At 35.0% G+C, this 26734-nt stretch carries 37 protein-coding genes; all 37 read left to right on the top strand.

Translation table 11 applies throughout. From position 1 onward, the window contains the following. The first annotated feature begins 82 nt into the window (after nucleotides 1-82). Entirely contained in the window at nucleotides 83-1369 is a 1287-nt protein-coding gene (locus ACXJIE_RS01410) for an NCS2 family permease (protein ID WP_456479192.1), read from the top strand. A 288-nt stretch (nucleotides 1370-1657) separates the two neighbouring features. Next, nucleotides 1658-1771 (top strand): 50S ribosomal protein L36, encoded by a 114-nt coding sequence (gene rpmJ / locus ACXJIE_RS01405; RefSeq protein ID WP_041361679.1) that lies wholly within the window; start codon nucleotides 1658-1660, stop codon nucleotides 1769-1771. A gap of 3 nt (nucleotides 1772-1774) precedes the next feature. Then, nucleotides 1775-2143 carry a 30S ribosomal protein S13 gene (gene rpsM, locus ACXJIE_RS01400; RefSeq protein WP_456479191.1) on the top strand — a complete coding sequence of 123 codons (369 nt, stop codon included), beginning with the start codon at nucleotides 1775-1777 and terminating at the stop codon, nucleotides 2141-2143. 10 nt (nucleotides 2144-2153) lie between these two features. Then, nucleotides 2154-2546, top strand: a complete 393-nt coding sequence (gene rpsK, locus ACXJIE_RS01395; RefSeq protein WP_012663886.1) for a 30S ribosomal protein S11 — start codon at nucleotides 2154-2156, stop codon at nucleotides 2544-2546. A gap of 2 nt (nucleotides 2547-2548) precedes the next feature. Beyond that, complete coding sequence (rpsD, locus tag ACXJIE_RS01390) at nucleotides 2549-3175, top strand: 30S ribosomal protein S4 (RefSeq protein WP_456479190.1); 627 nt, start codon at nucleotides 2549-2551, stop codon at nucleotides 3173-3175. Between the two features lie 13 nt (nucleotides 3176-3188). Beyond that, nucleotides 3189-4181: a DNA-directed RNA polymerase subunit alpha gene (locus ACXJIE_RS01385; protein ID WP_456479189.1), complete on the top strand. Its 993-nt coding sequence runs from the start codon at nucleotides 3189-3191 to the stop codon at nucleotides 4179-4181. Continuing rightward, nucleotides 4181-4549, top strand: coding sequence for a 50S ribosomal protein L17 (gene rplQ, locus ACXJIE_RS01380; RefSeq protein WP_456479188.1), 369 nt, complete (start codon nucleotides 4181-4183; stop codon nucleotides 4547-4549). Before ACXJIE_RS01385 ends, rplQ begins: the two co-directional genes overlap by 1 nt. Before the next feature lies 1 nt (nucleotide 4550). Beyond that, a complete protein-coding gene (locus ACXJIE_RS01375) occupies nucleotides 4551-4847 on the top strand; it encodes a NifU family protein (RefSeq protein ID WP_456479187.1) in 297 nt (98 codons plus the stop codon). Nucleotides 4848-4899: 52 nt separating this feature from the next. Then, entirely contained in the window at nucleotides 4900-5187 is a 288-nt protein-coding gene (locus ACXJIE_RS01370; protein WP_456479186.1) for a hypothetical protein, read from the top strand. Between the two features lie 16 nt (nucleotides 5188-5203). Next, nucleotides 5204-6430: a UDP-N-acetylmuramoyl-L-alanyl-D-glutamate--2,6-diaminopimelate ligase gene (locus ACXJIE_RS01365; RefSeq protein WP_456479185.1), complete on the top strand. Its 1227-nt coding sequence runs from the start codon at nucleotides 5204-5206 to the stop codon at nucleotides 6428-6430. 47 nt (nucleotides 6431-6477) lie between these two features. Further along, nucleotides 6478-6813, top strand: a complete 336-nt coding sequence (locus ACXJIE_RS01360; RefSeq protein ID WP_456479184.1) for a (2Fe-2S) ferredoxin domain-containing protein — start codon at nucleotides 6478-6480, stop codon at nucleotides 6811-6813. A 9-nt stretch (nucleotides 6814-6822) separates the two neighbouring features. Continuing rightward, on the top strand, nucleotides 6823-7197 hold the full coding sequence (panD, locus tag ACXJIE_RS01355) for an aspartate 1-decarboxylase (RefSeq protein ID WP_456479183.1): 375 nt from the start codon (nucleotides 6823-6825) through the stop codon (nucleotides 7195-7197). Continuing rightward, the gene (locus tag ACXJIE_RS01350; protein ID WP_456479182.1) at nucleotides 7197-7484 is read left to right on the top strand and encodes a YbaB/EbfC family nucleoid-associated protein; all 288 of its coding nucleotides are present in this window, start codon (nucleotides 7197-7199) and stop codon (nucleotides 7482-7484) included. Before panD ends, ACXJIE_RS01350 begins: the two co-directional genes overlap by 1 nt. Next, the gene (locus ACXJIE_RS01345; RefSeq protein WP_456479181.1) at nucleotides 7481-8377 is read left to right on the top strand and encodes a DUF7488 domain-containing protein; all 897 of its coding nucleotides are present in this window, start codon (nucleotides 7481-7483) and stop codon (nucleotides 8375-8377) included. The genes ACXJIE_RS01350 and ACXJIE_RS01345 overlap by 4 nt, the downstream gene beginning before the upstream one ends. A 3-nt stretch (nucleotides 8378-8380) precedes the next feature. Beyond that, nucleotides 8381-9226 carry a polyprenyl synthetase family protein gene (locus tag ACXJIE_RS01340; protein WP_456479180.1) on the top strand — a complete coding sequence of 282 codons (846 nt, stop codon included), beginning with the start codon at nucleotides 8381-8383 and terminating at the stop codon, nucleotides 9224-9226. Next, nucleotides 9226-11082 (top strand): transketolase, encoded by a 1857-nt coding sequence (tkt, locus tag ACXJIE_RS01335; protein ID WP_456479179.1) that lies wholly within the window; start codon nucleotides 9226-9228, stop codon nucleotides 11080-11082. The genes ACXJIE_RS01340 and tkt overlap by 1 nt, the downstream gene beginning before the upstream one ends. Continuing rightward, nucleotides 11079-12182: a pyridoxal-phosphate-dependent aminotransferase family protein gene (locus ACXJIE_RS01330; RefSeq protein ID WP_456479178.1), complete on the top strand. Its 1104-nt coding sequence runs from the start codon at nucleotides 11079-11081 to the stop codon at nucleotides 12180-12182. Before tkt ends, ACXJIE_RS01330 begins: the two co-directional genes overlap by 4 nt. Nucleotide 12183: 1 nt before the next feature. Continuing rightward, nucleotides 12184-12423: a hypothetical protein gene (locus tag ACXJIE_RS01325; RefSeq protein WP_456479177.1), complete on the top strand. Its 240-nt coding sequence runs from the start codon at nucleotides 12184-12186 to the stop codon at nucleotides 12421-12423. 92 nt (nucleotides 12424-12515) lie between these two features. After that, entirely contained in the window at nucleotides 12516-13331 is an 816-nt protein-coding gene (locus ACXJIE_RS01320; RefSeq protein ID WP_456479176.1) for an ATP phosphoribosyltransferase regulatory subunit, read from the top strand. Further along, nucleotides 13324-14568 (top strand): adenylosuccinate synthase, encoded by a 1245-nt coding sequence (locus ACXJIE_RS01315; protein WP_456479175.1) that lies wholly within the window; start codon nucleotides 13324-13326, stop codon nucleotides 14566-14568. The genes ACXJIE_RS01320 and ACXJIE_RS01315 overlap by 8 nt, the downstream gene beginning before the upstream one ends. Nucleotides 14569-14586: 18 nt before the next feature. Further along, a complete protein-coding gene (locus ACXJIE_RS01310) occupies nucleotides 14587-14946 on the top strand; it encodes a hypothetical protein (protein ID WP_456479174.1) in 360 nt (119 codons plus the stop codon). 73 nt (nucleotides 14947-15019) lie between these two features. Further along, on the top strand, nucleotides 15020-15313 hold the full coding sequence (locus ACXJIE_RS01305) for a nucleotidyltransferase domain-containing protein (protein WP_456479173.1): 294 nt from the start codon (nucleotides 15020-15022) through the stop codon (nucleotides 15311-15313). Beyond that, entirely contained in the window at nucleotides 15297-15716 is a 420-nt protein-coding gene (locus ACXJIE_RS01300) for a flagellar FliJ family protein (protein WP_456479172.1), read from the top strand. Before ACXJIE_RS01305 ends, ACXJIE_RS01300 begins: the two co-directional genes overlap by 17 nt. Before the next feature lie 11 nt (nucleotides 15717-15727). Then, entirely contained in the window at nucleotides 15728-16015 is a 288-nt protein-coding gene (locus ACXJIE_RS01295; protein WP_456479171.1) for a nucleotidyltransferase family protein, read from the top strand. After that, nucleotides 16008-16451 (top strand): HepT-like ribonuclease domain-containing protein, encoded by a 444-nt coding sequence (locus ACXJIE_RS01290; RefSeq protein ID WP_456479170.1) that lies wholly within the window; start codon nucleotides 16008-16010, stop codon nucleotides 16449-16451. The genes ACXJIE_RS01295 and ACXJIE_RS01290 overlap by 8 nt, the downstream gene beginning before the upstream one ends. Next, the gene (locus ACXJIE_RS01285; protein WP_456479169.1) at nucleotides 16438-16878 is read left to right on the top strand and encodes a Sua5/YciO/YrdC/YwlC family protein; all 441 of its coding nucleotides are present in this window, start codon (nucleotides 16438-16440) and stop codon (nucleotides 16876-16878) included. The genes ACXJIE_RS01290 and ACXJIE_RS01285 overlap by 14 nt, the downstream gene beginning before the upstream one ends. A gap of 16 nt (nucleotides 16879-16894) precedes the next feature. Next, nucleotides 16895-17323 (top strand): hypothetical protein, encoded by a 429-nt coding sequence (locus ACXJIE_RS01280; protein ID WP_456479168.1) that lies wholly within the window; start codon nucleotides 16895-16897, stop codon nucleotides 17321-17323. 111 nt (nucleotides 17324-17434) lie between these two features. Then, nucleotides 17435-17680 (top strand): ComEA family DNA-binding protein, encoded by a 246-nt coding sequence (locus tag ACXJIE_RS01275; RefSeq protein WP_456479167.1) that lies wholly within the window; start codon nucleotides 17435-17437, stop codon nucleotides 17678-17680. Continuing rightward, complete coding sequence (locus ACXJIE_RS01270) at nucleotides 17677-18846, top strand: nucleotide sugar dehydrogenase (RefSeq protein WP_456479166.1); 1170 nt, start codon at nucleotides 17677-17679, stop codon at nucleotides 18844-18846. Before ACXJIE_RS01275 ends, ACXJIE_RS01270 begins: the two co-directional genes overlap by 4 nt. A gap of 31 nt (nucleotides 18847-18877) precedes the next feature. Continuing rightward, entirely contained in the window at nucleotides 18878-19927 is a 1050-nt protein-coding gene (locus ACXJIE_RS01265) for an NAD-dependent epimerase (protein ID WP_456479165.1), read from the top strand. Nucleotides 19928-20037: 110 nt separating this feature from the next. Beyond that, nucleotides 20038-20652: a DNA ligase gene (locus ACXJIE_RS01260; RefSeq protein ID WP_456479164.1), complete on the top strand. Its 615-nt coding sequence runs from the start codon at nucleotides 20038-20040 to the stop codon at nucleotides 20650-20652. Next, the gene (locus ACXJIE_RS01255) at nucleotides 20618-20731 is read left to right on the top strand and encodes a hypothetical protein (protein WP_456479224.1); all 114 of its coding nucleotides are present in this window, start codon (nucleotides 20618-20620) and stop codon (nucleotides 20729-20731) included. The genes ACXJIE_RS01260 and ACXJIE_RS01255 overlap by 35 nt, the downstream gene beginning before the upstream one ends. Beyond that, nucleotides 20728-22035, top strand: a complete 1308-nt coding sequence (locus ACXJIE_RS01250; RefSeq protein ID WP_456479163.1) for a nucleotide sugar dehydrogenase — start codon at nucleotides 20728-20730, stop codon at nucleotides 22033-22035. Before ACXJIE_RS01255 ends, ACXJIE_RS01250 begins: the two co-directional genes overlap by 4 nt. Further along, entirely contained in the window at nucleotides 22032-23729 is a 1698-nt protein-coding gene (locus ACXJIE_RS01245) for an ABC transporter ATP-binding protein/permease (RefSeq protein WP_456479162.1), read from the top strand. The genes ACXJIE_RS01250 and ACXJIE_RS01245 overlap by 4 nt, the downstream gene beginning before the upstream one ends. Continuing rightward, nucleotides 23726-24913: a UDP-N-acetylglucosamine 4,6-dehydratase gene (locus ACXJIE_RS01240; protein WP_456479161.1), complete on the top strand. Its 1188-nt coding sequence runs from the start codon at nucleotides 23726-23728 to the stop codon at nucleotides 24911-24913. The genes ACXJIE_RS01245 and ACXJIE_RS01240 overlap by 4 nt, the downstream gene beginning before the upstream one ends. Before the next feature lie 53 nt (nucleotides 24914-24966). Then, a complete protein-coding gene (locus ACXJIE_RS01235) occupies nucleotides 24967-26133 on the top strand; it encodes a LegC family aminotransferase (protein WP_456479160.1) in 1167 nt (388 codons plus the stop codon). Next, complete coding sequence (locus ACXJIE_RS01230) at nucleotides 26130-26708, top strand: acetyltransferase (RefSeq protein WP_456479159.1); 579 nt, start codon at nucleotides 26130-26132, stop codon at nucleotides 26706-26708. Before ACXJIE_RS01235 ends, ACXJIE_RS01230 begins: the two co-directional genes overlap by 4 nt. The last annotated feature ends 26 nt before the right edge of the window (nucleotides 26709-26734 follow it).

Below are 26734 nucleotides of genomic sequence, written 5' to 3'. Positions count from 1 at the left end.
TAAATGAGACTCTTTTTGTAGCCATTTAACATCGTTTTAATATTTGTTATAATATTCCTTGAATTAATTCAAGGAGTGTTTAATGTTCGAAAAACTCTTTAAACTTTCACAGCATAATACCACGGTTTCTACAGAGGTAAGAGCCGGATTTACGACTTTTCTTGCAATGATGTACATCGTTCCCGTGAACGCTTCGATTATGAGTCTTACGGGTATGCCGTTCGGGGCATTGATTACGGCTACTGCGGTTGTGACAATCATTTCAACCGTTTTAAACGGTTTTTGGTCGAATACTCCGGTCGCAATGAGTGTGGGTATGGGGCTTAACGCTTATTTTACGTTCGGGCTGGTTAAAGGAATGGGAATTCCATGGGAGACGGCTTTAGGAATAGTAATGATAAGCGGTCTTTTGTTTTTGGCGCTTTCCGCCACCAGATTCAGGGCGTGGATATTCGAATCCGTGCCGGTTGATTTAAGAAGGGCAATCAGTGCCGGTATAGGTGCGTTTATAGCTTTCATAGGACTTAAGGGGATGGGTGTTATTGTCGATAATCCCGCTACACTGGTCAGTCTTGGCAAAATACACGATCCGAATGTTCTTTTAGGTGTGTTCGGGTTTATTCTTGCCGCTATTTTTTATTCTTACAGAATTAAAGGCGCTTTTATTCTTTCTATTGCCGTTACGTCCGTTGTAGCCTGGATTTTCGGACTTGCAAAAATGCCTGAAGGTGTTGTTTCAATGCCTGAGAGCATGGCTTCGATAGCGTTTCATTTTGATTTGATGAGCGCATTAAAACTTTCTCTTTTGCCTGTAATAGTGACGTTTTTGGTAACGGATTTGTTCGACACGATAGGCACACTTGCAGGTATAGGAATGAGGGCCGGTCTTTTTAAAGATCCGAAAGAGCTTGAGAAAACCCTTCAGGCCGATGCCGCGGCGACCGTTATAGGAGCGGGGTTAGGAACGTCCACCACCACTTCTTTTATAGAAAGCGCAGCAGGCGTGGAAGAAGGGGGAAGAACGGGTCTTACCGCGGTTGTCACAGGGCTTCTTTTTATTACCACACTGTTTTTCCTCCCTTTATATAAAGCCATACCGGATAATGCCATTTATCCTATTTTAGTAATGGTCGGTGTGTTGATGTTCGGAGAACTTAAAGAAGTCGATTTTAAAGACACAACGACTGCCGTGAGTGTATTTATGACGGTGCTTTTAATGCCGCTTACATATTCGATTACAATCGGTCTTAGTGCAGGTTTTGTAATATATTTCCTGCTTGCGATTCTTAAAGGGGAAAAAGAAAAAATTACGATGGGTACCGCTTCGATAGCCGTGATAGGGCTTTTGATGTTTATTGTTCATCAATAATTCCTTATAAAAAGGAAATAACAAACTTCTTTTTTCTTTTTTTCTCAATTCTCAATTCTCAATTCCCAATTCCCAATTTATTATTTATGATATAATTCCATCCCCCTGAACGTAGAAGAGGCTTTGCAATAAAAGTGAAAGGTTAAAAAAAGTGAAAAGTTGATTTTATACTTTTCACTTTGCACTTTCTATTGCAAGGGCTGGTCTTTGTACCTAAGGGGCAAGAGAATGGAAAATTATCCAATGTAAAATGGAAAATTTTAGTTTCCTAAAATTTAAGGAGAAGTTATGAAAGTTAGAGCATCAGTTAAGAAAATTTGCCCTAAATGTAAAGTGGTAAAAAGAAAAGGGATTGTAAGAGTTATTTGTGAAAATCCTAGACATAAACAAAGACAAGGATAAAACATGGCGAGAATTGCAGGGATAGACTTACCTAAAAAGAAAAAAATAGAATACGCACTTCCGTATATTTACGGAATAGGTCTTACTACAAGCAGAAAAATTCTTAAAGACACGGGGATTGATCCTGAAAAAAGAGTTTATGAATTAACTGAAGACGAAATTTCAACATTAAATAAAGAAATTCAGTCAAATTATATTGTTGAAGGTGAACTCAGAAAAATCGTTCAGCTTAACATTAAAGAGCTTATGGACCTTGGATGCTATAGAGGTTTAAGACACAGAAGAGGATTACCTGTTAGAGGTCAGAGAACCAAAACGAACGCGCGTACCAGAAAAGGTAAAAGAAAAACTGTCGGCGCAAAAGCTAAATAAAGGGTGAGAAATGGCTAAAAGAAAAGTAACAAAAAAGAAAAAAATCAAAAAACAAGTCGGTCGCGGGGTTGTATATATTTCAGCGACATTTAACAATACTATGATTACCGTAACTGATGAAATGGGTAACGCACTTTGCTGGAGCTCTGCAGGGGCGCTCGGATTTAAAGGAAGCAAAAAATCAACACCGTTCGCCGCACAGCAGGCTGTGGAAGACGTAATGGCAAAAGCAAAAGAATACGGAATCAAAGAAGTGGGTATTAAAGTTCAGGGGCCCGGCGGAGGTAGAGAAACTGCCGTTAAAACCGTAGGTGCGATTGAAGGTATTAAAGTATTATGGATGAAAGACGTAACTCCGTTGCCTCATAACGGATGCAGACCAAGAAAAAGAAGAAGGGTGTAACTATGGCAAGATATACAGGACCTGTTGAAAAAATCGAAAGAAGACTTGGAGTTAGCTTAGAGCTAAAAGGTGAAAGAAGATTAGCTGGAAAGTCGGCACTTGATAAAAGACCTTACGCACCGGGTCAGCACGGACAAAGAAGAAGTAAAATTTCCGAGTACGGACTTCAGCTTAGAGAAAAACAGAAAATCAAATTTTATTACGGCGTGCTTGAAAAACAGTTTAGAAAATTCTTTAAAGAAGCCAACAGACAAGAAGGCAGCACGGGGGAAAACCTAATTAAACTGCTTGAAAGAAGACTTGATAACGTCGTTTACAGAATGGGGTTTGCAACAACAAGAAGATTCGCAAGACAGCTTGTAACTCACGGACACGTTCTTGTAAACGGTAAAAAAGTGAACATCCCTTCTTATTTGGTTAAAGAGGGCGACAGAATTGAAATTAAAGAAAAATCAAAAAACAACGTACAGATTCAAAGAGCACTTGAACTTTCAAAACAAACCGGTATCGCTCCTTGGGTGGATGTGGACAGAGAAAAAATGGTAGGCGTATTCCAGAGAATTCCTGAAAGAGAAGAAGTAAACATTCCGGTAGAAGAGAGATTAGTAGTTGAGTTGTACTCTAAATAATAGGGGCTAAAAAATGAATAAAATAAAAACAGAAGTTTTGATTCCGAGCGATGTTTCTTTCAAAGAGGAAGGAAACAAAGCCATAATCGAAGTATACCCTTTTGAAGCGGGTTTCGGTGTTAGTGTCGCTCATCCGATTAGGAGGACGCTGATAGCCTCAACTCCCGGTTTTGCGCCTATCGCGCTTAAAATAGAAGGTGTAAAGCACGAATTCGACTCGCTTAAAGGTATGCTTGAGGATGTTGCAAGTTTTATAATCAATTTGAAAAACATAAGATTTAAAATAAAAAAAGGTGACGAGGCAGTAGTGGAATATGTTTTTGTAGGTCCTAAGGAAATAAGGGGCAGCGACCTTGTTAACGATTCTGTGGACGTCGTTACGCCTAACGAATATATTGCAACATTAAATGAAGAAGGCGAATTGAAATTAACATTGATAATAAGAAAAGGTATGGGATTTGTCGCCGTGGAAAATTTCAGGGATGAAATTCCTGAAGGTTTTATAGGTCTTGACGCATATTTCAGCCCGGTAAAAAAAGTCGTTTATAATATAGAAAACATCTTGGTTGAAGACGACCCGAATTTTGAAAAAGTTATTTTCGAAGTTGAAACTGACGGACAGATAAGCCCTATAGACGCTTTTAAAAATGCGGTGAACAATTATTTGAACCAGTTTAGCGTTTTCTCAAAAGAATTTAAACTTGAGCAAAAAACCGCTCAAAGTGTTGAACTTGACGAAGTGTACAATGTGCTTTTCGAACCTATTGAAAATCTGAATCTAAGAAGCAGAAGCTTCAATGCATTGGACAGAGCCGGTATAAAATTCGTCGGCGAGCTTGTTTTGATGGGTAAAGAAAAAATTTCGAATATTAAAAACCTCGGAACAAAGTCTTTGGAAGAAATTTTTGACAAACTTGAAGAAATCGGATTCCCGCTTAATAAAACACTGCCGCTTGACATTAAGAAGGCTATTGAAGAGAAATTATCACAACTTAAGGAGAATTAATGAGACATAAACACGGATATAGAAAGCTTGGCCGTGTCAGTGAACACAGACTGGCACTTCTTAAAAATTTAGCTTGTGATCTTATTGAAAATGAAAAGATCGAAACCACTGTTGCTAAAGCCAAAGAACTTAGAAAATATATCGAAAAACTGATTACAAAATCTAAAAACGCCGATTTTAACACCCACAGGCTTGTATATTCCAAATTAGGTTCAAACGCCAGAGCAAAAGCGGCTACGAGAAAATTAATCGAAGAGATAGCGCCTAAATTCGAAAACAGAAAAGGCGGATATACAAGAATTGTTAAAACAAGATTCAGAAGAGGCGACGCTGCTGAAATGTGTATAATCGAATTTGTCGGGGAATAATATGGCTGAAATTCCTTTTTCAAATGAAGAATTAAAAGACGCCGTAGCCGCCGTTTTGAATGAAGTGAGACCTATGCTTCAGATGGACGGCGGGGACGTTACTTTAATTGACGTAAGAAAACCCGTTGTTTTCGTTCAATTACAGGGAGGTTGCGTAGGTTGCGCGAGTGCCGGGGCCACTCTTAAATACGGCATTGAAAAAGCTTTAAAAGAAAAAATCCATCCCGAACTTGTGGTAATGAACGTACCTCACGGGTATGAGGACAAACTTGATGAGCTTATCAAATATTCATTCTGATTTAAAAGAACTCCTGAAAAACGCAATTGAAAAAAAGGAGTACGGAAAAGTTATGAAATTAATCGAGAAATTTTTAGACTCTTCCTCTCCTTTTAACCGTGAAGAAATTAACGGAATTTCATTCACCGATGTCAAACTTTTAGTAAAACAAAGACAAGATTTGGAAAACATTCTGCTCTCAACCAAAGTGGTTTTTGAAAATAAAAAAGAACTGCTCGAATTTTTTGAAATGCTGCTTAGTTACGGTTATAAAGAAAGTGCAATCAGTTATTTTGAAGATCTGATGGCGGATTTTAACGATTACGAATTAATAGACGGTTTTAACACACTTTTACAGTAATTTGTTATAATCTCTTATGAACTATAAAGAGCTTCTGTTAAACGGACTAATTACGGACAACACGAAAGAAGTGAATAAAGACGTTTTGTTTTTGAAAACGAAACAGAATGAAAAATACGCTAAAGGTATTGTCGAATTTATTACTCCTGCGGAATTATTGAAAAAACTTAATCTTAAAACGAAATTCATAGGTATCACTGGCACTAACGGCAAAACGACAACGGCATTCGTGCTCGGTTATCTTTTACTGAGCGCCGGTTTTAACGTGGGTGTGCAGGGTACCGAAGGTTTTTATTTTAACGGTGAAAAAAAAGAGTCTAAAACACTAACGACCCCACCTGTATTAACCACCATTAAAAGAGCGGCAAAATACGAACCCGATTTTTACATTATGGAAGTAAGCTCCCATGCGATAGTGCAGCAAAGAATAGAAGGTGTTGAATTTACGGCTAAAATACTGACTTCATTTTCACAGGATCATCTTGATTTTCATAAGACTATGGATGAATACAGAAGAGTAAAAGAAAGTTTTTTTCGAGATGAAACGGTGAAAGTCGTTAATGGAGAATTGAGAATTGAGAATGAAGAATTTTCAGTTGTAAATATATACGGGTATGACTTTACAATGAATTCAAAAAATTTATATGTTTTGGAAGAACCTATTGTTGATGATATTCCTATGGCGGGCGAGTTTAACAAAATGAACTTTTCTTTAGCTCTTAAAACCGCTTCTATTTTAATAAATAAGCCATTTTCCATTTTCCATTTTTCATTGCAACATTTTAAAGGAGTCCCCGGAAGAATGGAAATAGTTTCGTCTAATCCTTTTGTTATTGTCGATTTTGCACATACGCCAGACGGAATGGAAAAGGTTTTGAGTTCCGTTAAAGGGAAGAAAATAGCAGTTTTCGGAGCCGGCGGGGATAGGGATAAGGAAAAACGCCATGTTATGGGTGAAGTCGCCGATAAATATGCGGAATATATAATTATAACCGAAGACAATCCGAGATGTGAGAACGTAAGGGAAATATGTAAGGAAATTGCAAAGGGTATTAAACATAAAAAATATGAAATTGTCACCGACAGAAAAAGTGCTATCAAAAAAGCTTTGGAAATTGCAAAAAAAAACGGTTTGAAAGTTATGATACTCGGAAAAGGCGATGAAAACTATATTCAGTACTGTAATAAAAAAATTGAATATTCCGACAGAAAAACAGTAAAAAGCATATTAAAAAATTTGTAAAATGAAAAAAAATATGTTATAAGTCGCAAAAAATTTAAGGAGCCGATATGCAGATGCCAAAACCTAAAAACGTAATATACATGTGTCAGGTTAAAAGACCGCCGAGTTTTCCGAAACCGAGCTGTGTGAGAGAAGGAAAAGAAGATCTTTTTCAGTTCACTCAGCAAAAAATGATGGAAATGGAAATTGACCCTGTGGTTAACTGGATAGTACCTACCGGCTGTCTTAACAGATGCAGTTTCGGACCGGTTATGATGGTGGAACCGGGTCAGTATATGTATGTGGATCTTGACAAAGAAAAAATACAAAGAATCTTAAAAGAACACATCATCGACGGAAATCCGGTAAAAGAGTATTTAATTCCGGAGGAATTCTGGGCGTAAGGGTTTAAAATGACAGTAAAAATGCTTTATTCTAAAATTCACAGGGCGACCGTTACGGATGCGAATCTGAATTATGTCGGTTCAATTACCATCGACGAAGAGCTGATGGAGGAAGCCAATCTTTTAGTGGGTCAGAAAGTCGATATTGTCAATATAAACAATGGGGAGAGGTTTTCTACTTATGTTATAAAAGGTAAAAGAGGAAACCGTGACATATGTCTAAACGGCGCTGCGGCGAGAAAAGTCCATCCCGGGGATAAGATTATAATAATCGCTTATGCCTCTATGACACCCGAAGAAGCCAAAAATTTCAAACCTGCGGTGTTGATTGTTGACGATAATAACGATATAATAGAAAAAACAACTTATTTGCAGGAGGGGTAATGTTCGGTAATGTAGATTTAAACGAGATGCTTCAAAAGATCCAAGAGCAGATGCAAGAGGCCGATAATAAAATTTACAGCGCGACAAGCGGCGGAGGTATGGTTGAAGCAAGCGTAAACGGAAAATTTGAAGTTATAGATATCAAAATAGACGATTCACTTTTGGAAGATAAGGAATCTTTACAGATTCTTTTAATGAGTGCTGTAAACGATGCTATAAAAATGGCCGTTGACGATAAAAAATCACAGGCTCTTAATATGTTCGGAGGCATGAATTTAGGACAATGAAAAAATTAATTCTTTTTCTTCCGTTTTTTTTGGCTGCGGCCGGTTATCCGGATTTCAGACCCTGTTATTTAAAATATTCTTTTGTTAATGACTCCGTTCCCGTTACTAAAAACAAAAGTGTTGTTTTCGGGGGGAAAAAATGTATAGATTACGATCCTTTTACGGATATGTGTATTGTTCTTCACAAAAACAGAAAAACGGTAAAGTTTGAGAGCGGTTATAAACTCGGATGGTGGGGAGCAGCCGTTAAGAAAAACGAAATATATGTCGGTAATTTTGCAAAAGAGGGTATTTTTTTCGCTCCTGCCCTTTTGAGCGTTAAAACGCCCAAAAACAGCGTTGTAAGCGATATGTTCTGCAGGGCCGTGGGTGTGGGTCGCGGAGACGGTTTCATACCCGGATATATGGTTAAACATTTTATAAGATACGGTTACTGGGGTGATATAGGTATAGAAGTCGATGAAAATATGAAAATAAAAAGTTTCGATCCTTGGTATGTAAAAAACCTGCATATCGGAGATAAGATCTTAAAAATAAATTACAAACCGGCGACACCGGTCACATTTAATAAATCCGTGCTTGCGGGGATAGAGGGAAAAAGGGTCGTTGTCAACGTTAACGGCAGAAATATCAAAATCAAAATAAGAAAGAAAAAATATCTTTACACTCCGCTTGAGCGTTTCGGAATATATCTTAATGACAGGTTAAAAATCATAAAACTGCCTGAAAAACTGGAAAAGGTTTATTTAATAAAGCCGGGGGCGGTGATAACGGGTGTAAACGGCATGAAAATCAAATCTTTCGAAGAACTTAAAAAAGCGCTTTCAACATACAAAAATGTTACAATTTCAGTGTCGTATAAAAATATAAAAGCCACTATACCATTAAGGTAGGATATGGAAAAGTTTATAAAAAAAAATTTAATAAAAGCACCGAGTTTTCATCCGTATTATGAAAAGGCTTTAAATGAAATGCTGTTGGCGGGGGGTAAAAGATTCAGACCCAAACTTCTGCTCTCGGTTGTGAATGCTTATGAACCTCTTTTAACAGAAAATGCGAAATATGCCGCTTATGCAGTCGAACTTATTCATACGTATTCACTGATACATGACGATTTGCCTACGATGGACAATGCCGAGCTTAGACGCGGACATCCCACACTCCATATTACTTATGATGAAATAACGGCGTTATTGGCAGGAGACGCTCTTAATACGTATGCGTTTGAAGTCCTTTCAAAGGCTCCGTTTAGCAGCGACGTCAAAGTCGAACTTATTAAAATCCTCAGCGAAAACGCCGGTGCCGGAGGTATGGTTTTAGGTCAGGCTATAGACTGTTATTTTGAAAATAAAAAATTGAACTTAAACGAACTTAAATTCTTGCATCTTAACAAAACGGCGAAACTTATTGCGGCAAGTTTGAAAATGGGTGCCGTTATTGTTAATTTGGATGTAAAACTTCAGGAAAGATTATATAATTTCGGAATCGATTTGGGAATTCTTTTTCAGGTGCAGGATGATATACTCGATGTGACAATGAGCAGCGAGGAAGCCGGTAAAACCACCGGTGTTGATAAAAACAAAAATACGTTTGTTACCCTTTTAGGCTTAAACGGCGCCTTAAAAGAAGCGGATGTTCTTGCCGAAAAATTAAACGGTGAAATAAACAGGTTTGACGAAGAATTAAAAAACGAATTAAAACCGCTGCTTGAAAAATATTTATACAGACATAAGGAGAAATAATGAATTTAAGAAAAAAAATGGCTGATACGGTTAGATTTTTAGCTGCCGATATGGTGCAAAAAGCCAATTCGGGACATCCGGGCGCGGCTTTGGGGCTTGCCGATATTATGACGGTATTCAGTGAAGTGGTAAACATTACGCCTCACAACCCTTCTTTTGTCAACAGAGACAGGGTGGTGTTCTCAGGCGGACATGCGACGCCCCTTATTTATTCAATGCTTTATCTTTGGGGATACGATATTACGCTTGATGATTTGAAAAACTTCAGACAGTTAGGCAGTAAAACCCCGGGACATCCGGAATACGGACACACACCGGGCATAGAAGTGACCACGGGACCTCTCGGACAGGGTGTGGCTAATGCGGTCGGGTTTGCTATGGCAAAAAAATTCATATCGAAAAAATTTCCGGAAATTGATCATAAAATATGGTGTTTTTGCGGTGACGGTGATTTGGAGGAGGGAATTTCTTACGAAGCGTGCTCTTTAGCTGGGAAACACAGACTTGAAGATTTAATAATTATATACGACAGCAACAATATTTCGATTGAAGGAGAAGTTAGCATTGCTTTTGAAGAGGACGTAAGGGAAAGGTTCGAATCTCAGGGATTCAGGGTTCTTGAAATGAACGGGCACGATTATGAAGACATCGAAAAGAAACTGAGCGTTGCCAAAAACAGCGACGGAAGACCTACATTGATTATTGCTAAAACGGTGATTGCAAGAGGAGCGGTAGGGCTTGAGGGAAGTGAAAAAACCCACGGCGCTCCTTTAGGTGATGATGTAGTTAAAAAATCGAAAGAGGCTGCCGGATTTGATCCTAACGAAACGTTTATAGTCCCTGAAGACGTGCTTGTGAGATTCAGATGCGTAAAAGAAAGAGGGGAAGTTTTAGAGGCTGAATTTAACAAAAAGGCGAATCTTGGAGAAATTGAGGCGTTTTTTGAAAGAGATTTCGGCAAAATCGAATGGCCTGAATTCGAAGAGGGTGCGAGTATCGCCACAAGAAAAAGCAACGGAGAAATTCTTAATGCCATAGCTAAAGAGATTCCGAGTTTTCTTGGGGGAAGCGCGGATTTAGCCCCGTCAAACAATACATATTTAAAAGGCGAAGACGATTTTCCTCACGGAAGAAACCTGCATTACGGAATCAGGGAACATGCAATGGCGGCAGTTAACAACGCTCTGAGCGCTTACGGTTTCTTACCATATGCCGCTACGTTTTTGGTATTCAGCGATTATTTAAGGGGTGCTCTCAGAATTGCGGCGCTTAGTAGCCATAAAAACTACTGGATTTTTACCCATGACAGTATCGTAGTAGGTGAAGACGGTCCTACTCATCAGCCGGTGGAACATCTTACCTCTTTAAGAGCAATTCCGAATCTGTACGTATTCAGACCCGCCGATGCGAATGAAAACGTAAACGCATGGAAAGCGGCGCTTGATATCGATGCCCCTGTTGTGTTCGCGTTAAGCAGACAGGGACTCAGAAACATTACTCCGAAAAATGCGGATTTAAGCAAAGGCGCATATATTTTAAGAGAAGGAAACGGCGATATTACCCTTATGGCAAGCGGAAGCGAGGTTAACCTGGCCGTAGAAGTCGCTAAAAGACTTGATGCAAGGGTTGTAAGTGTTCCTTGTTTTGAGCTGTTTGACGAGCAGGATGAAGAGTTTAAATCGTCTCTTTTCAAAGGCAGAGTAATAGCAATAGAGGCGAATATAGGATTTGAATGGTATAAATACGCCGATGAGGTAATAGGAATGAATACGTTTGGGGCAAGCGGTAAAGGCGCTGATGTATATAAACATTTCGGATTTGACGTAAACGCTATTATTGAAAGGATTGAAAAATGATATTGGCGACTCCCGGACCTGTCGAAATTCCTTATTTTGTAAGGGAAACATATCTAAAAGATACGATTCATCACAGAACTCCCGAATTTAAGGAGATTCTGCTTGATACCCTAAAAAGATTCAGAAAGATTACGAAACTTCCTTACAATGTGTTTTTAAGCTCTTCCGGAACCGGTGCGATGGAAGCGGCTGTAATCAATACCGTAAAAAATAAAGCATTAACCATAAACGCCGGAAAGTTCGGTGAAAGATGGGGTAAAATATGCAAAGCCCATGGTATAGAATTCAGCGAAATCAAATACGACTGGGATACACCTGCTCTTGTTGATGATGTGATTGCTGCAATTAAAGAAGATGATTCAATCGATACGTTTTTTATTCAGATTAGTGAAAGCGCGGGGGGACTCAGACACCCTGTGGAAGAAATTGCGGCGGAGATAAAACTAATCAATCCCGACATAATCGTGGTGGCTGACGGAATTACGGCTCTTGGTGTGGAAGATTTGGATACAAGTAATATCGATATCGTAGTGGGAGGAAGCCAAAAAGCGTTTATGCTCCCTCCGGGACTTTCTATGCTTGGAATCAGCGAATCGGCGATGGAGAGAATCGGAAGCGGGAAAGGGTTTTATTTCAATCTTGCAAGCGAAATTAAAAAACAAAGCGAAGGAACTACCGCGTTTACCCCTGCGACCGGGCTTATTATCGCATTGAACGAAGTGCTTAAAAAGTTAGAGGAAATAGGGCTTGAAAAACACTATAAAAATACGATAAAAAGACACGGGGCGGTACTAAGTGCCATTGAGGCTATAGGGCTTAATATATTCCCTCAAAATCCGGCTCTTTCAATGGCGGCTGTTTACAGCGACAAAGCTGAGGAAATCAGAAAAACACTCAAAAACAAATACGAAATCAACGTAGCCGGCGGTCAGGACCATATGAAAGGCAAACTTTTCAGAATCAACAATATGGGGATTATAGAAGACAACAAAATGGAGTATATTTTGAATGCCCTTGAGCTTGCTTTGGACGAACTCGGAATCAGAAAGTATGATGCAACGGCTGTTAAAGTGTACGGCAGTGAAAAATTAAAAGTGTAAAATGAAAAGTGAAAAGATAAGGATAGAAGTCGATTTACTTAGGGACAGTTTGAGAAATATATTTGTAGTAATGTTTGCTATAATGAGTGGTGAGGTTACTTTAATATATAAAATTTTACATAATCTTTATAACATTTGGGATGTGATTTTGTTTTTGAGTGGGGTTGTGATTGTGAGTTTTTTAGTTAAAATTCAAAACAATAAAAAAGAAAAGATTAAAGAACTGCTTGAAAGGCTTTAAATGAATTATGTTATAGGATTGATCGGACTTGCTTTTATTGGTTGGGCTATATTCAAAATGATAGATGTAGATGTAAAAGTTAAAGAGGAAAAATGATATTAAAACACGACATACCCCAGGGTGCGAAATTGTATTTCGGCAAAGAAGCGAAAATAAAAAGAGAAATAGAAAACATCGCCGCGGAAGTTTTTGAAACGCTTGAATTTGAAGAAATTGTAAGTCCGTTTTTCTCTTACCATCAGCTTGAGGCATTGGATGAAAAGGAACTTATAAGATTTACGGATGAAAAAAACAGATCTTTGGCACTGAGAGGTGACAGTTCTATCGACGTTATCAGACTTGTTATTAAAAGACTTAAAAGCGAAGCCAAAAAATGGTTTTACATCCAGCCCGTATTCAGAGCGCCGAGCAGTGAAATGTATCAAATAGGGGCTGAGAGTTTAGGCGGTGATTTGGTTGAGATATTAAAAGTGAACAAACTTATTTTCGAAAGAATAGGAAAAGATTACACACTTCAGCTCTCACACATAAAAATACCCCAAAAAGCAGCGGAACTTACGGGGCTTGATATAGAAGATATTAAAAAAATGAGACTTTATAAATTTAAAGAAGAATGGCTAAACAGGCTAGTTTCGATTCATAAACTCGAAGATCTGAATAATTTAGAAGTGTTTCCCGAGGAAATAGCCGCTTATTTAAAAGAGCTTAAAAGTGTGGCCGAAAAGCATGAAAATGCTATAATTGCACCGTTGTATGTAGCGAATTTAAGATATTACACGGGTGTTTTTTACAGGTTTTTGAAAGATAACACCGTTTATGCAAAGGGCGGGGAGTATATTGTTGAGGGTGAGAGAAGCGTCGGTTTTTCAATATATACGGATAATTTGTTAAAGGATATAAATGGTTGATTTGATAGTCGGACTTCAATGGGGAGACGAAGGAAAAGGGAAAATTGTTGATTTGGTGGCAAAAAACTATGATATAGTAATCAGAAGCCAGGGCGGACACAACGCCGGCCATACCGTGGTGGTTGACGGTAAAAAATATGCACTTCACCTTCTTCCGAGCGGTGTGCTCAATCCGAACGCCACAAACGTAATCGGAAACGGGGTTGTTGTATATCCTAAACAGCTTATTAAAGAAATCAGAAGTTTTGAACACAATATAAAAGAAAAACTTTTAATTTCCGACAAAGCTCATATGATACTCGACCATCACATTGCAATAGATCAGGCAAGAGAAAAACTCAGAGGCAAAAACGCAATAGGAACTACGGGAAGAGGTATCGGTCCTGCGTATGCCGATAAGATTGCAAGAGTCGGCGTGAGAATGGGAGAGCTTAGAAACATTCCGAAACTTATTGAAAAACTTGTGCACTATTATGAAATGAATAAAGGGTATTTTGATTATCTGGGAATAGAAATTCCAAGTATTTCCAAACTTGAAGAAGAGCTTAAAGAATATAAGGAAGAATTAGGGAGTTTAATTACAAACACCACCCAGTATCTTTGGGACAATATGGATAAAAACATGCTTCTTGAAGGTGCTCAGGCCACGCTTCTTGATATAGACCACGGGACTTACCCGTATGTTACAAGTTCGAATACAATTGCAAGCGGGGCTCTTACAGGCAGCGGAATAGCACCCAAAAACCTGAATAAAGTAATAGGAATAGCAAAAGCATACGCCACAAGGGTAGGAAACGGTCCTTTCCCTACGGAAGATGGTGGCGAAGCGGGTGATAAAATAAGAAAGCAGGGCGGAGAATACGGAACGACTACAGGAAGACCAAGGAGATGCGGATGGTTTGACGTGGTGGCTGCAAGATATGCGGTAACTCTTAACGGATGCGACGAGGTTGCGGTTATGAAACTTGACGTGTTAGACGGGTTTGACAAAGTGAAAGTGTGCGTAGGGTATGAAATTGACGGAGAAAAAATAGACTATTTCCCAAGTGAGCTTGACGATGTAAAACCTGTATACGTTGAACTTGACGGATGGGACGGCAGCGCATTAGTGAGAAAATGGGAAGATTTACCGAAAAATGCGCAAAAATATATTGAATTTATAGAAGAAAAAATAAGAACCAAAATCAAATACGTCTCAACCGGAGCGGAAAGAAACGCAACGGTAATTAGAAATTAAAAGTAAATAAAGTAAAAAATGAAAAATGTGAAAGAAATATTAAATAAAAGACTTGAAAAAGTAAAATCACATTATAATACATTAAAAGAATATATTGATAAATTAGGAAATCTTTACAATCCTGTGGAATTTGAAAAACTAAGTGTGGAGGAAAAGGCGGTTTTAGAAGCTTACCTTAAAAGATTTTCTTCCATACAGGATTATTTGGGTGCAAAAGTGTTTCCGTTGCTTCTTGAAAATAAAGGAATTATCGCAAATAAAATGAGTGAGGTTATCTCAATTATTGAAAAAGAGGAAATAATCGATTTGGAAATATGGCTTAAATTTAGAGAAGTAAGAAACGAGCTTGAGCATGATTATCCTGATAATTTACAATAAGCGCTTTTGGATTTAAAATTTTGTGTAGAAAATTTTGATAAAATGGAAGAAATAGTATTTAAGGTTTTTGAATATGCTAAGGCTTGATAAATATTCCAAAGCGAAACTTTTTAACGCTTTAAAAATTTTTGAAAATGCGGAAGTGGTGTTTTTCGGAAGCAGAACGGATACAAATAAAAAAGGCGGGGATATTGATATAGCAATTAAAGGTTTAAACAAAGAAGAATTTGAAAAAAAGAAAATCAAGTTTTTAAAAAATCTGTTATTAAATGATTTTGCTTTGCCTGTAGATATTGTCAGATACGAAGGTGTAAATAAACTTTTAAAACTTGAAATTGACAGTACTAATTATGAAAACAAAGTTTGACAGTGTCGTAAAAGTAAAAAAACAAAAAGTCGATGCAGTTGAGAGAAACCTTCAAAAAATAAACGTTTCTATTCAGAATTTAAACACCAAAATCGAAGAGCTTACAAGAACTCTTCTTTCCTTTACTTTTCCAAAAGAAGGAAACTTCGCGCTTCTTAATCAAATCAAACACCAGCAGCATATTATAAGAGATGAAATTCAAAACCTTAAAAATCAGATTATGGTTTTGGAAAGCCGCAAAAAAGAGCTCCTTGAAGAACTTAAAAAAGCGAATATAGACTATGAAAAAATGAAATACCTCCAGGCAGAAGAGATTAAAAAAACGATTAAAGAAAAAAAACTCAAAGAAGCCAGGGATATGGATGAGATTGCGATTTTGCTAAAAAATGGTAAAATTAAATAAAAAGGCTTGTAATGAATAAAGAAATAATACAAAAACTTAAATCTTTAAAGCCTGTATTGAAAGAAAAGTTTGGAATAGAAGAATTTGCAGTATTTGGAAGCGTCGCAAGGGGGGATGATACTGAAAACAGCGATATAGATATTGTAATTATAAAGGCAAAAAAGAAAAATTATTTTGATTTATTGGAAGTAAAATATTTTTTAAGAGATTGTTTACATAAGGAAATCGATATAGGCTATTATGACGCTATAAGACCGATTTTTAAAAAACATATCAATAAGGATTTAATAAATGTGTGAGAGGGAAAAAGAGCTTTTTTTATTAGATATAATAATCGCCATTGAAAAAATAAGAGATATTGCAAAAGATTATGAATATGGTGATGATATACAATATAACTACAGAGACTGGGATGCTATTATCAGGGAATTTGAAATTGTAGGCGAGGCAATGAGATATTGTATTCAGTTTGGTTTGTTTAATGATGAAAGAGATAAAAGGAAAGTAATAGACTTTAGAAATATACTCACTCATAAATATTTCGGTATTGACCCTGAGGCAGTTTTAAATATTGCTAAAGAGAATTTAGATTGGCTTGAAAATTTAATTGTCAATAGATTTATGTCTGTTGACCAAAGGAAAAGAGAGGAGGTGTTAAATTATATGTTAGATGAGAATCGTTATCTGCCATTTGTGTTTAACAAACTTAATCAACTGAAAAATGAATCCGAATAAAGTATACTTAACTCAAACCGATACTACAGTAGGGTTTTTGTCACAAGACAAAACGAAGCTCAATAAAATAAAAAACAGACCCTTAAAGCAGCCGGTATTAAGAGAGATTGACAGTTTGGAAACACTTAAAACTTTTGTAAGAGTACCTACAAGGTATAAAAAAATGATAAGAAGAGCAAAAAAAACCACGTTTATTTTTCCGAACGGTGAAAGTTACAGGGTGGTGAGAGATGAAAAACATTTGGAATTTTTAAAAAGATTCAAATGGATGTATTCGACTTCCGCAAATCTCCATAAAAAACGTTTTGATGAAATATGGGCAAGAGAACAGGCGGATATTATTGTGGAAGATAAAATAGGACTGTTTGAGGGAGAACCTTCATCTATTTTTAAATTATCAAAAAATAAAATTAAGAGAATAAGATAAAATGGAAAATTATTCAATGAAAAATGGAAAATTTAATATAAAAACGATCTCATTTTACATTTTACATTTTACATTTTACATTCTTGTAGTCGGTTGCAGTACAAAAACAATCCCGGTATATGCGGTGATAAAAACACCGAAATTTAAAGTTGCGGATCAGGGATTTTTGGAAAAGGGTTTAGGGTATAAAAAACTGATAATTTACAAAGCGGCAAACGCACCGGTTGAAATAACCCTAAAAAATTCGTATATCTGTATGAACGGCAAGTGTATGGATAAAGAAAAATTTATCAAAAAATACCTTCCTAAAGGCTATCCTTGCGATTTTTTCGACAAGATATTTGAAAATAAGTGTCCGGAGGGTTTTTTTTGTAAATCGGACAGTAAGAGAATTGTTTTTAAAGATAAAAAAAACGGGATTTTGATTTTAATAAAAAAACTGTAAAATTTTTCAAACTTGGATTAAGCGAACGGATTTAAAATTTTTATTTGAAAAGTTTTTACAACCGTTTTGTTATAATATTAAATAAATTAAAGAAATAGGGAAGGATAAAAAGTGAAAAATTTTTTAGTTTTAATTTTATTTGTAATAAGTCTGTTAGCAAAAATTAATATTAATACGGCCACAATGGAAGAATTACATTCATTAAAAGGTATCGGTCATACTAAAGCGGTTGCAATTATGGAATACCGTAAAAAACATCCGTTTAAAAAAATAGAAGATATTATGAAAGTTAAAGGCATAGGCGTTAAAACGTTTGAAAAAATTAAAAATGATATAGAAGTAAAGGGTAACAATTGAAAATAGCAATAGCGGGGACAGGATACGTAGGATTAAGTAATGCCGTATTGCTTGCACAAAATAATGAGGTGGTGGCTTTTGACATTGTTTCTGATAAAGTAGATCTTATTAATAAAAGAATAAGTCCTATTGAAGACAGGGAAATAACAGAGTTTTTTCAAACAAAAAATTTAAATCTTAAAGCAACAACAAATAAAAAGGAAACTTATACAAATGCAGAATATGTAGTAGTGGCTACTCCTGCGGATTATGATCCGTTAACTAATTATTTTAATACTAAATCAATTGAAGGTGTAATTAAAGATGTAATAGAAATCAATCCTAAAGCCACAATCGTAATACGTTCAACTATTCCTATAGGTTATACAGAAAAAATTAAAAAAGAATTTAATTATCCTAATATTTTTTTTGTACCGGAATTTTTAAGAGAAGGAAAGGCGCTATTTGACAGTTTATATCCGAACAGAATTATTGTAGGAGAAAAATCAACTAAAGCGGAAATATTCGCTAATCTTTTAAGAGACGGAGCGTTTAAAGAAACGATACCTATCCTTTTTACAAATAATACCGAAGCAGAGGCTATTAAATTGTTTGCCAATACGTACCTTGCTATGAGGGTTACTTTTTTTAACGAGCTGGACACCTATGCCGAGATGAAAAATTTAAATACGAAAGAAATAATAAAAGGAATATGTCTGGATCCGAGAATAGGGGATTATTACAATAATCCGAGTTTCGGATACGGAGGATACTGTCTTCCTAAAGATGCAAAACAATTAGTTGCCAATTATACATTTGAAAATATTCCTCAAAGACTTATGGGAGCAATAGTAGAAGGTAATACGGTAAGAAAAGAGTTTATTGCAAAAAGAGTGCTTGATAAGAATCCGAAAGTAGTCGGAGTGTATAGATTAATAATGAAAGCAGGCAGTGATAATTTTAGAAGCAGTGCTATATTTGAGGTAATGGAGATGTTGAAGCCTTTTGTGAAACTTGTAATTTATGAACCGATGGCAGAAGGTAATGAAATTGAAGGTGTAAAGTTTATTAATAATTTTGATGAATTTATAGAAGAAGCGGATATAATATTAGCGAATAGAGTAGACAAAAAAATAGAGAAAATAAAAAATAAAATTTATACGAGAGATATTTATTTAAGAGATTAACGAAAAAATATGATATCAAAAGGTTCAAAATATGAAAATACTAATAACGGGAACAGCTGGATTTATAGGGTTTCATTTAGCAAATAAACTTATCAAAAGGGGAGATGAGGTAATAGGAGTTGACAATATTAATGATTATTACGATGTAAATCTTAAATACGGAAGATTAAAAGAAGCGGGAATAGATAAAAATAAAATAGAATATAATAAAATAATTTGTAGCGACAAATACGCTAACTATAAATTTATCAAACTTAATCTTGAGGATAAAGAAAATATTGACATATTGTTTAGAAAAGAAAAATTCGATAAAGTTTGCCATTTGGCGGCTCAGGCGGGAGTGAGATATTCTCTTACGAATCCTGACATTTATATTCAAAGTAATATAATAGGGTTTATGAATATATTGGAAGCTGTAAGACATAATAGTGTTCAATCTCTTAGTTTTGCAAGTAGCAGCAGTGTTTACGGACTTAATAGACAACAGCCTTTTTCAACTGATGATAATGTTGAACATCCTATTAGTTTATATGCGGCTACGAAAAAAGCAACTGAGCTTATGAGTCATTCTTATGCGTATCTTTATAATATTCCGACAACCGGGCTTAGGTTTTTTACGGTGTACGGGCCGTGGGGGAGACCTGATATGGCACTTTTTAAATTTGTGAAAAATATACTTGATGATAAGCCTATAGATGTTTACAATTATGGAGAAATGTATAGAGATTTTACATATATTGATGATATAGTCGAAGGTATTGTAAGAGTTATTGATAATCCTCCAAAACCTAACTCGAATTGGGATGGAAAAACCAGCGAAAGTGAGGCTCCGTATAAAATTTATAATATAGGCAATGGAAATCCAGTTAAATTGATGGATTTTATAGAAGCTATTGAAGAAACTCTTGGGAGAAAAGCTAAAAAAAATCTGCTTCCTATGCAGTTAGGAGATGTGCCAAAAACTTATGCCGATACTACGGATTTAGAAAGAGATTTGGGGTATAAGCCTTATACTAATGTAAAAGATGGAATTAAAAAATTTGTAGAGTGGTATAAGCGGTTTTATAAAATTGAAAGTTAAAATAAAAAGTAATAAAATGAAATTTTTATTAATATTGATTACTTTTCTTTTCGCTGCTCCTGATATTATGCTTATAAAAGTTTATAAAGATCAAAATGTTAGGGTGGGTAATGAGTGAAAAACTCGACGGAGTTAGAGCTTATTGGGACGGAAAATATTTATGGAGTAAAAAGGGTAAAATTATAAATGCTCCTAAGTGGTTTTTGGCAAAATATCCTCCTTTCACTGTTGATGGAGAATTATGGATTAAAAGGGGAGATTTTGAAAATATTTCTTCGATTGTATTAGATAAAGTTCCAAGTGAGGGATGGAAAAAAATCAAGCATTACATATTTGATGTGCCGAATGCAAAAGGTAATCTGTTTGAGAGATTAGCAACGCTTAAATCTTTTGAAAATGACGTTATAAAAACAATCCCTCATATCAAAATAAAATCAAAAGAGCATTTAAAAAAATTTTTTGATGAGGTGATTAAAAACGGAGGAGAAGGAGTTGTGATTAGAGATCCGGATACTGCGTATGAACGAAAAAGAAGCAATAAAATACTTAAATTAAAACTTTTTTTAGACGATGAATGTGAAATAGTAGGGTATACTGAGGGAAAAGGAAAATTTCAAGGATTAGTGGGGGCAATTAAGTGTAAGTTAAAAAATGGTAAAATTATAAAAATAGGAAGCGAAAGAGAGAAAAATTCCGCCAAAAATAGGAGATATTATAACTTTTAAATATTGTTCTTTGACAAAAAACAAGTTACCGAGATTTCCTGTGTTTTTAAGAGTGAGATATAAAAAGGTAAAACAATGAAAAAAATTTGTTTAATTGGTCTTGGGTATGTCGGATTACCACTAGCAGTAGCATTCGCAAAAAAATATAAAGTAATAGGGTTTGATATAAACCGAAAAAGAATAGATGAGCTAAATGAAGGAATAGACAGTACTTTAGAAGTAAGTGAGGAGGAATTAAAATCGGTTTTACCAAAATATAACAGGTCACTTATTACTAATCATTTACTGCTAACAACTAATCTCGAAGATATAAAAGAGGCGAATATATATATAATAACGGTTCCGACACCTATAGACAAATATAAAAATCCTAATTTGACACCATTGAAAAAAGCTAGTGAAACAGTGGGAAAAGTACTTAAAAAAGGTGATATAGTAATATACGAAAGCACGGTTTATCCAGGGTGTACCGAAGAAATATGCGTTCCTATTCTTGAAAAGATTTCCGGACTTAAATTTAACGAGGAATTTTTTGTCGGTTATTCTCCGGAAAGAATAAATCCCGGAGATAAGGAACATACGGTAACTAAGATATTAAAAGTTACTTCGGGTTCTACACCTGAAACGGCAAGGGAGATAAATGAACTTTATGCAAGTATTATAGAGGCCGGAACGCATCTTGCGCCGAGTATAAAAGTGGCTGAAGCGGCTAAGGTGATAGAAAACTCACAAAGGGATATAAATATAGCGTTTGTAAACGAACTTGCGCTAATATTTGATAAATTAAACATCGATACGAAAGATGTACTTGAAGCGGCGGGGACTAAATGGAATTTTTTAAAATTTACCCCCGGACTTGTAGGAGGGCATTGTATAGGTGTGGATCCTTATTATCTTACATATAAGGCGAAAGAAATAGGATATCATCCCGAAATAATACTTGCCGGAAGAAGACTTAATGATAATATGGGAATATTTGTAGCGAATAAAGTAGTTAAATTAATGATACAAAAAGGGCATACAATAAAAGGGAGCAAAGTATTAATACTTGGAATAACATTCAAAGAAAACTGTCCGGATATAAGAAATAGTAGAGTAATAGATGTAATAAGGGAACTCCAAGAATTTGGTGTTGAAGTGGATGTATATGATCCTTGGGCTGATAAAGAGGAAGTAAAAAAAGAATATAATATAAAATTAGTTGATAATGAAAAATTGAGAATGGAAAGTTATGATGGAATAGTTTTGGCAGTTGCTCATAAAGAATTTGAAAAATTAGAAATAAGTATAAAAAATTATAAACTAAATATTAAAAACAGACAAGTAATAGTTTATGATATTAAAGGTTTCTTTGATAAATCTATTGTGGATGGGAGATTGTGAAAACAATAATTAAAAAGCTGAATTTTTTACTTACGAAAAGAGACAAACAATATTTAATAGGGCTTTTCTTTTTTTCAATTATAATTTCCATAATAGAAACGTTCGGAGTGGGTATTATTATGCCGTTTATATCCGTAGCAAGTGATTTTAGTCAAATTGAAAATAATAAATATTTCAATTATATCTATCATTTGTTGGAGTTTAATTCTCATTTGAATTTCGTATTGTATTTCGGAGTGTTTTTAATAATTTTTTATATAGCAAGAGCGGTAATTAATCTTTTTTATTTTTATATGTTATATAGATTTTCTCAAAGCCGCTATCATGTGATAGCTTACAGGCTATTTGAAAATTATATAGGAATGGAATATAAGAAGTTTATTAATAAAAACAGCGCTCATATGAGCAAAAACATAATAAATGAAGCTAATAATTTAGTGGAACTTATAACTCAGGTTTTGTTTATGTTAAGTGAGATTTTCGTATTTGTATTGATATATTCTATGCTCATATATGTCAATTGGAAAATGACATTGCTTCTAACATTATTCTTAGGTGTTAATATTATATTGCTTAAAATTTTCGTTTCTACAAAAATAAAAAAAGCAGGTATTGTTAGAGAAAAATTTCAACAAGCATTTTATGAAATAATCAATTCCACTTTCGGAAATTTTAAAATAATTAAGCTAAAATCAAAAGACGAAATAATACTTTCAAAATTTGCAAAAGCAAGTATAGGATATGCGAATGCTAATATAAAAAATCAGACATTATCGCAATTTCCTCGTCTTTTTTTAGAAATGATAGGATTTTCCTTAATAGCCGTTATCGTAATATATTTAATCGTAAAATATCAAACGGATATAAAAGCCGCTTTGCCTATTTTGATGGTGTTTGTTGTAGGGTTATACAGACTTTTACCTAGCGTAAATAGAATGTTTAGCGCTTATAATGCCATACTTTTTAGATTACAAGCACTAAACATTATTCATAACGAATTAATATACGAGTGCGAAAACTTAGGAGATGAGGAAATAGAGTTTAATAAAGAAATTGTATTAAAAGACATATATTTTTCATATATTCCCGAAAAACCGATTCTGAAAAATATAAATTTAAACATTAAAAAGGGTGAAAAAATAGGAATCGTAGGAGAGAGCGGAAGCGGAAAATCAACCTTAGCCGATTTGATAATAGGGCTTTACAAACCGGAAAAAGGCTCGATATTTATTGATGATAAAGAATTAAACGATAAAAACGTAAAATCATGGCGGCAAAAAATAGGCTATATTCCTCAAAATATTTATTTAATCGACGGAGATGTTGCGCAAAACGTGGCGTTTTTAGAAGAGATTGACGAAGATAGAGTCAAAGAAGTTTTGAAACAAGCTAATATTTTGGATTTTTTAGAAAAACATCATGAAGGAATTCATACGAAAGTAGGCGAAAACGGAGTGAAACTCAGCGGAGGACAAAAACAAAGAATAGCAATAGCAAGGGCGTTATATCATAATCCTGAAATATTGATACTTGACGAAGCCACAAGCGCACTCGATAACGAAACGGAAAAGAAAATTATGGAAGAAATTTATAAAATAGGTAAAAACAAAACAATGATAATAATAGCTCACAGAATATCGACTCTTGATAGATGTGATAGGGTGATTAGACTTGAAAAAGGAGAGATAGCTTGAATATACTTAAATTGATAGGAAGAGAAGAGGAGCTTTTTGAAAAAGATATTAAAAAATATGAAAAAGAACTAAACGATATAATTAATAAATCGACTTTTCTCGTAATCGGAGGAGCGGGAAGTATCGGTAGCGCTACGGTAAAAGAGATCTTTAAAAGAAATCCGAAAAAACTTCATGTCGTAGATATAAGCGAGAATAATTTAGCCGAGTTAGTTAGAGATATTAGAAGTTCGGTAGGGTATATTGATGGAGAATTTAAAACGTTTGCGCTTGATGCAGGTAGCGATATATATGAAAGTTTTATAAAAAATGACGGTAAGTATGATTTTGTGTTGAATTTTTCCGCACTTAAACATGTCCGAAGCGAAAAAGATGCTTTTACGTTAATGAGAATGATTGACGTTAATATTTTAAATACGGAAAAAACTTTAATTCAAAGTATTCAAAACAATACGAAAAAATATTTTTGCGTTTCTACCGATAAGGCTACAAATCCCGTCAATATGATGGGAGCGAGTAAAAGAATAATGGAAATGTTTTTGATGAGAAGAAGCTTAGAAATTCCCGTTTCGACGGCAAGATTTGCAAATGTGGCTTTTAGTGACGGAAGTTTGTTGTATTCATTTAATCAAAGATTTGAAAAAAATCAGCCGATAGTTGCCCCGAAAGATATAAAAAGATACTTCGTAACTCCTAAGGAATCGGGAGAGTTGTGTCTGATGAGTGCGATTTTCGGAGAAAACAGAGATATATTTTTCCCGAAACTTAGCGAAAAGCTTCATTTAATTACTTTTGCAGATATAGCGGTTAAGTATTTTAAAATGAAAGGTTATGAACCTTATTTATGCGAGAGTGAAGAAGAGGCAAGAGAACTTATAAAAACTATGCCTCAAAAAGGAAAATGGCCGTGTTTATTTACCATAAGCGATACGACGGGTGAAAAGGATTTTGAGGAATTTTATACCGATGAAAATATTATTGATTGGAATAGATTTGAGGGTATTGGGGTTATTAAAAACGAGCCTGTTTTTGAAGAGGATAAATTGAATTATTTTACGGATAAAATTAAAGAATTTAGAAATAGAGGATATTGGAACAAAAAGGAAATAGTCGAGCTTTTTGAATATATGCTTCCGGAATTTAAACATCTTGAGAGAGGAAAATATCTTGATGAAAAAATGTAAGAAATTAGGATTTAGGGATGAGGATTTAGGATTTAGGGATAAAAGGGAGCATAATGCAAAAATATAAAAAAATTATAGAGTTTATCCGTTCAATTTATCTAAACCCTAAATCCCAACTCCAAAATCCTAAATTTATTGCTTTGCATGAGCCTGTTTTTGTCGGTAATGAGAAAAAATATCTAAACGAATGTATCGATTCGACGTTTGTTTCAAGTGTAGGAAAATATGTTGAAAAGATAGAAGAGTGGATTGCCGATTATGTAGGTGCAAAATATGCAATTGCTGTAGTAAACGGCACAAGTGGTATTCATGCGGCGTTAGTCGCTTTGGGTGTAGGTAGAGATGATGAGGTGATTACTCAACCTTTGACGTTTATTGCTACCGCTAATGCGATAAGCTATACGGGAGCAAAGCCTGTATTTGTGGATGTGGATTTGGAAACTCTTGGTATGAGTCCTAAAAGTTTAAATAATTTTTTAAAAAACAACTGTGAAATTATAGATAACAAATGTATAAATAAAATAACGAAAAAAATTATTAAAGCATGTGTGCCGATGCATACTTTCGGACATCCGTGTAGAATTGATGAAATTAAAGAAATATGTGATAAGTGGAATTTAGAACTTGTAGAAGATAGTGCCGAGAGTCTCGGAAGCTTTTATAAAAACAGACATACCGGAACGTTTGGAAAAGCGGGAATTTTTAGTTTTAACGGTAATAAAATTGTGACAAGCGGCGGTGGTGGCATGATTGTTACAGATGATGAAAACTTGGCAAAAAAATTAAAACACCTCTCAACTACCGCAAAAATGCCTCACAGATGGGAATATTTTCATGATGAAATAGGCTATAACTACAGAATGCCAAATCTTAACGCGGCACTTCTTTTGGCACAGCTTGAAAAGTTAGATAAATTTTTGGAAAATAAAAGGGAACTTGCTAAAAAATATGAAGAGTTTTTCAAATCAATTGGAATTAAATTTATAAAAGAACCTAAAAATTCAAAAAGCAACTATTGGCTTAATGCAATAGAGTTGGAAAATAAAGCTCAAAGAGATGAATTTTTAGAATATACCAATAATAATGGAGTAATAACAAGACCAATCTGGACTTTAATGAATAAACTACCAATGTATAAAATTTGTCAAAATGACGGACTTGAAAATTCTAAATATTTGGAAGAGAGAATAGTAAATATTCCAAGCGGAGTGGTGCTTTGAGAGAAATATTAATTCTTGGGGCAGGAGGGCATTGCCGTTCAATTATTGATGTGATTGAACTTGAAGATAAGTTTAAGATTGCTGGCATTATTGATAATGAGTTGCCTGTTGGCAGTAGGGTTTTGGGTTATGAAGTTATAGGTAATGATAATGATTTGGAAAACTTAAGAAGTAAATATGAATATGCAATTATTGGAGTAGGGCAGATTAAAACTCCAAAAGTTAGAATAAAATTATTTAATTTACTTAAAGGCTTGAATTTTAAATTGCCTGTGATTGTTTCACCAAGGGCTTATGTCTCTAAATATGCTAAAATTGGAGAAGGGACGGTTATTATGCATGATGCTTTGGTAAATACAAATGCAAAAATTGGTAAAAATTGTATAATAAATACAAAAGCTTTAATCGAGCATGATGTAGTGATTGAAGATAACTGTCATATATCAACTGATGCTGTTATAAATGGTGGAGTTGTTATAGGGCAGGGGAGTTTTATTGGCTCTAACGCAATTACAAAAGAAAATATTAAGATTCCTGAAAATAGTTTTATAAAAGCTGGGAGTGTAGTAAAATGAACATAGCATTTTTAACTACAATTTTT

Source organism: Nautilia sp. (genome assembly GCF_053994455.1).
Note: the sequence above shows the minus strand (reverse complement) of the source record. Positions and strands in the feature narration are given on the sequence as shown.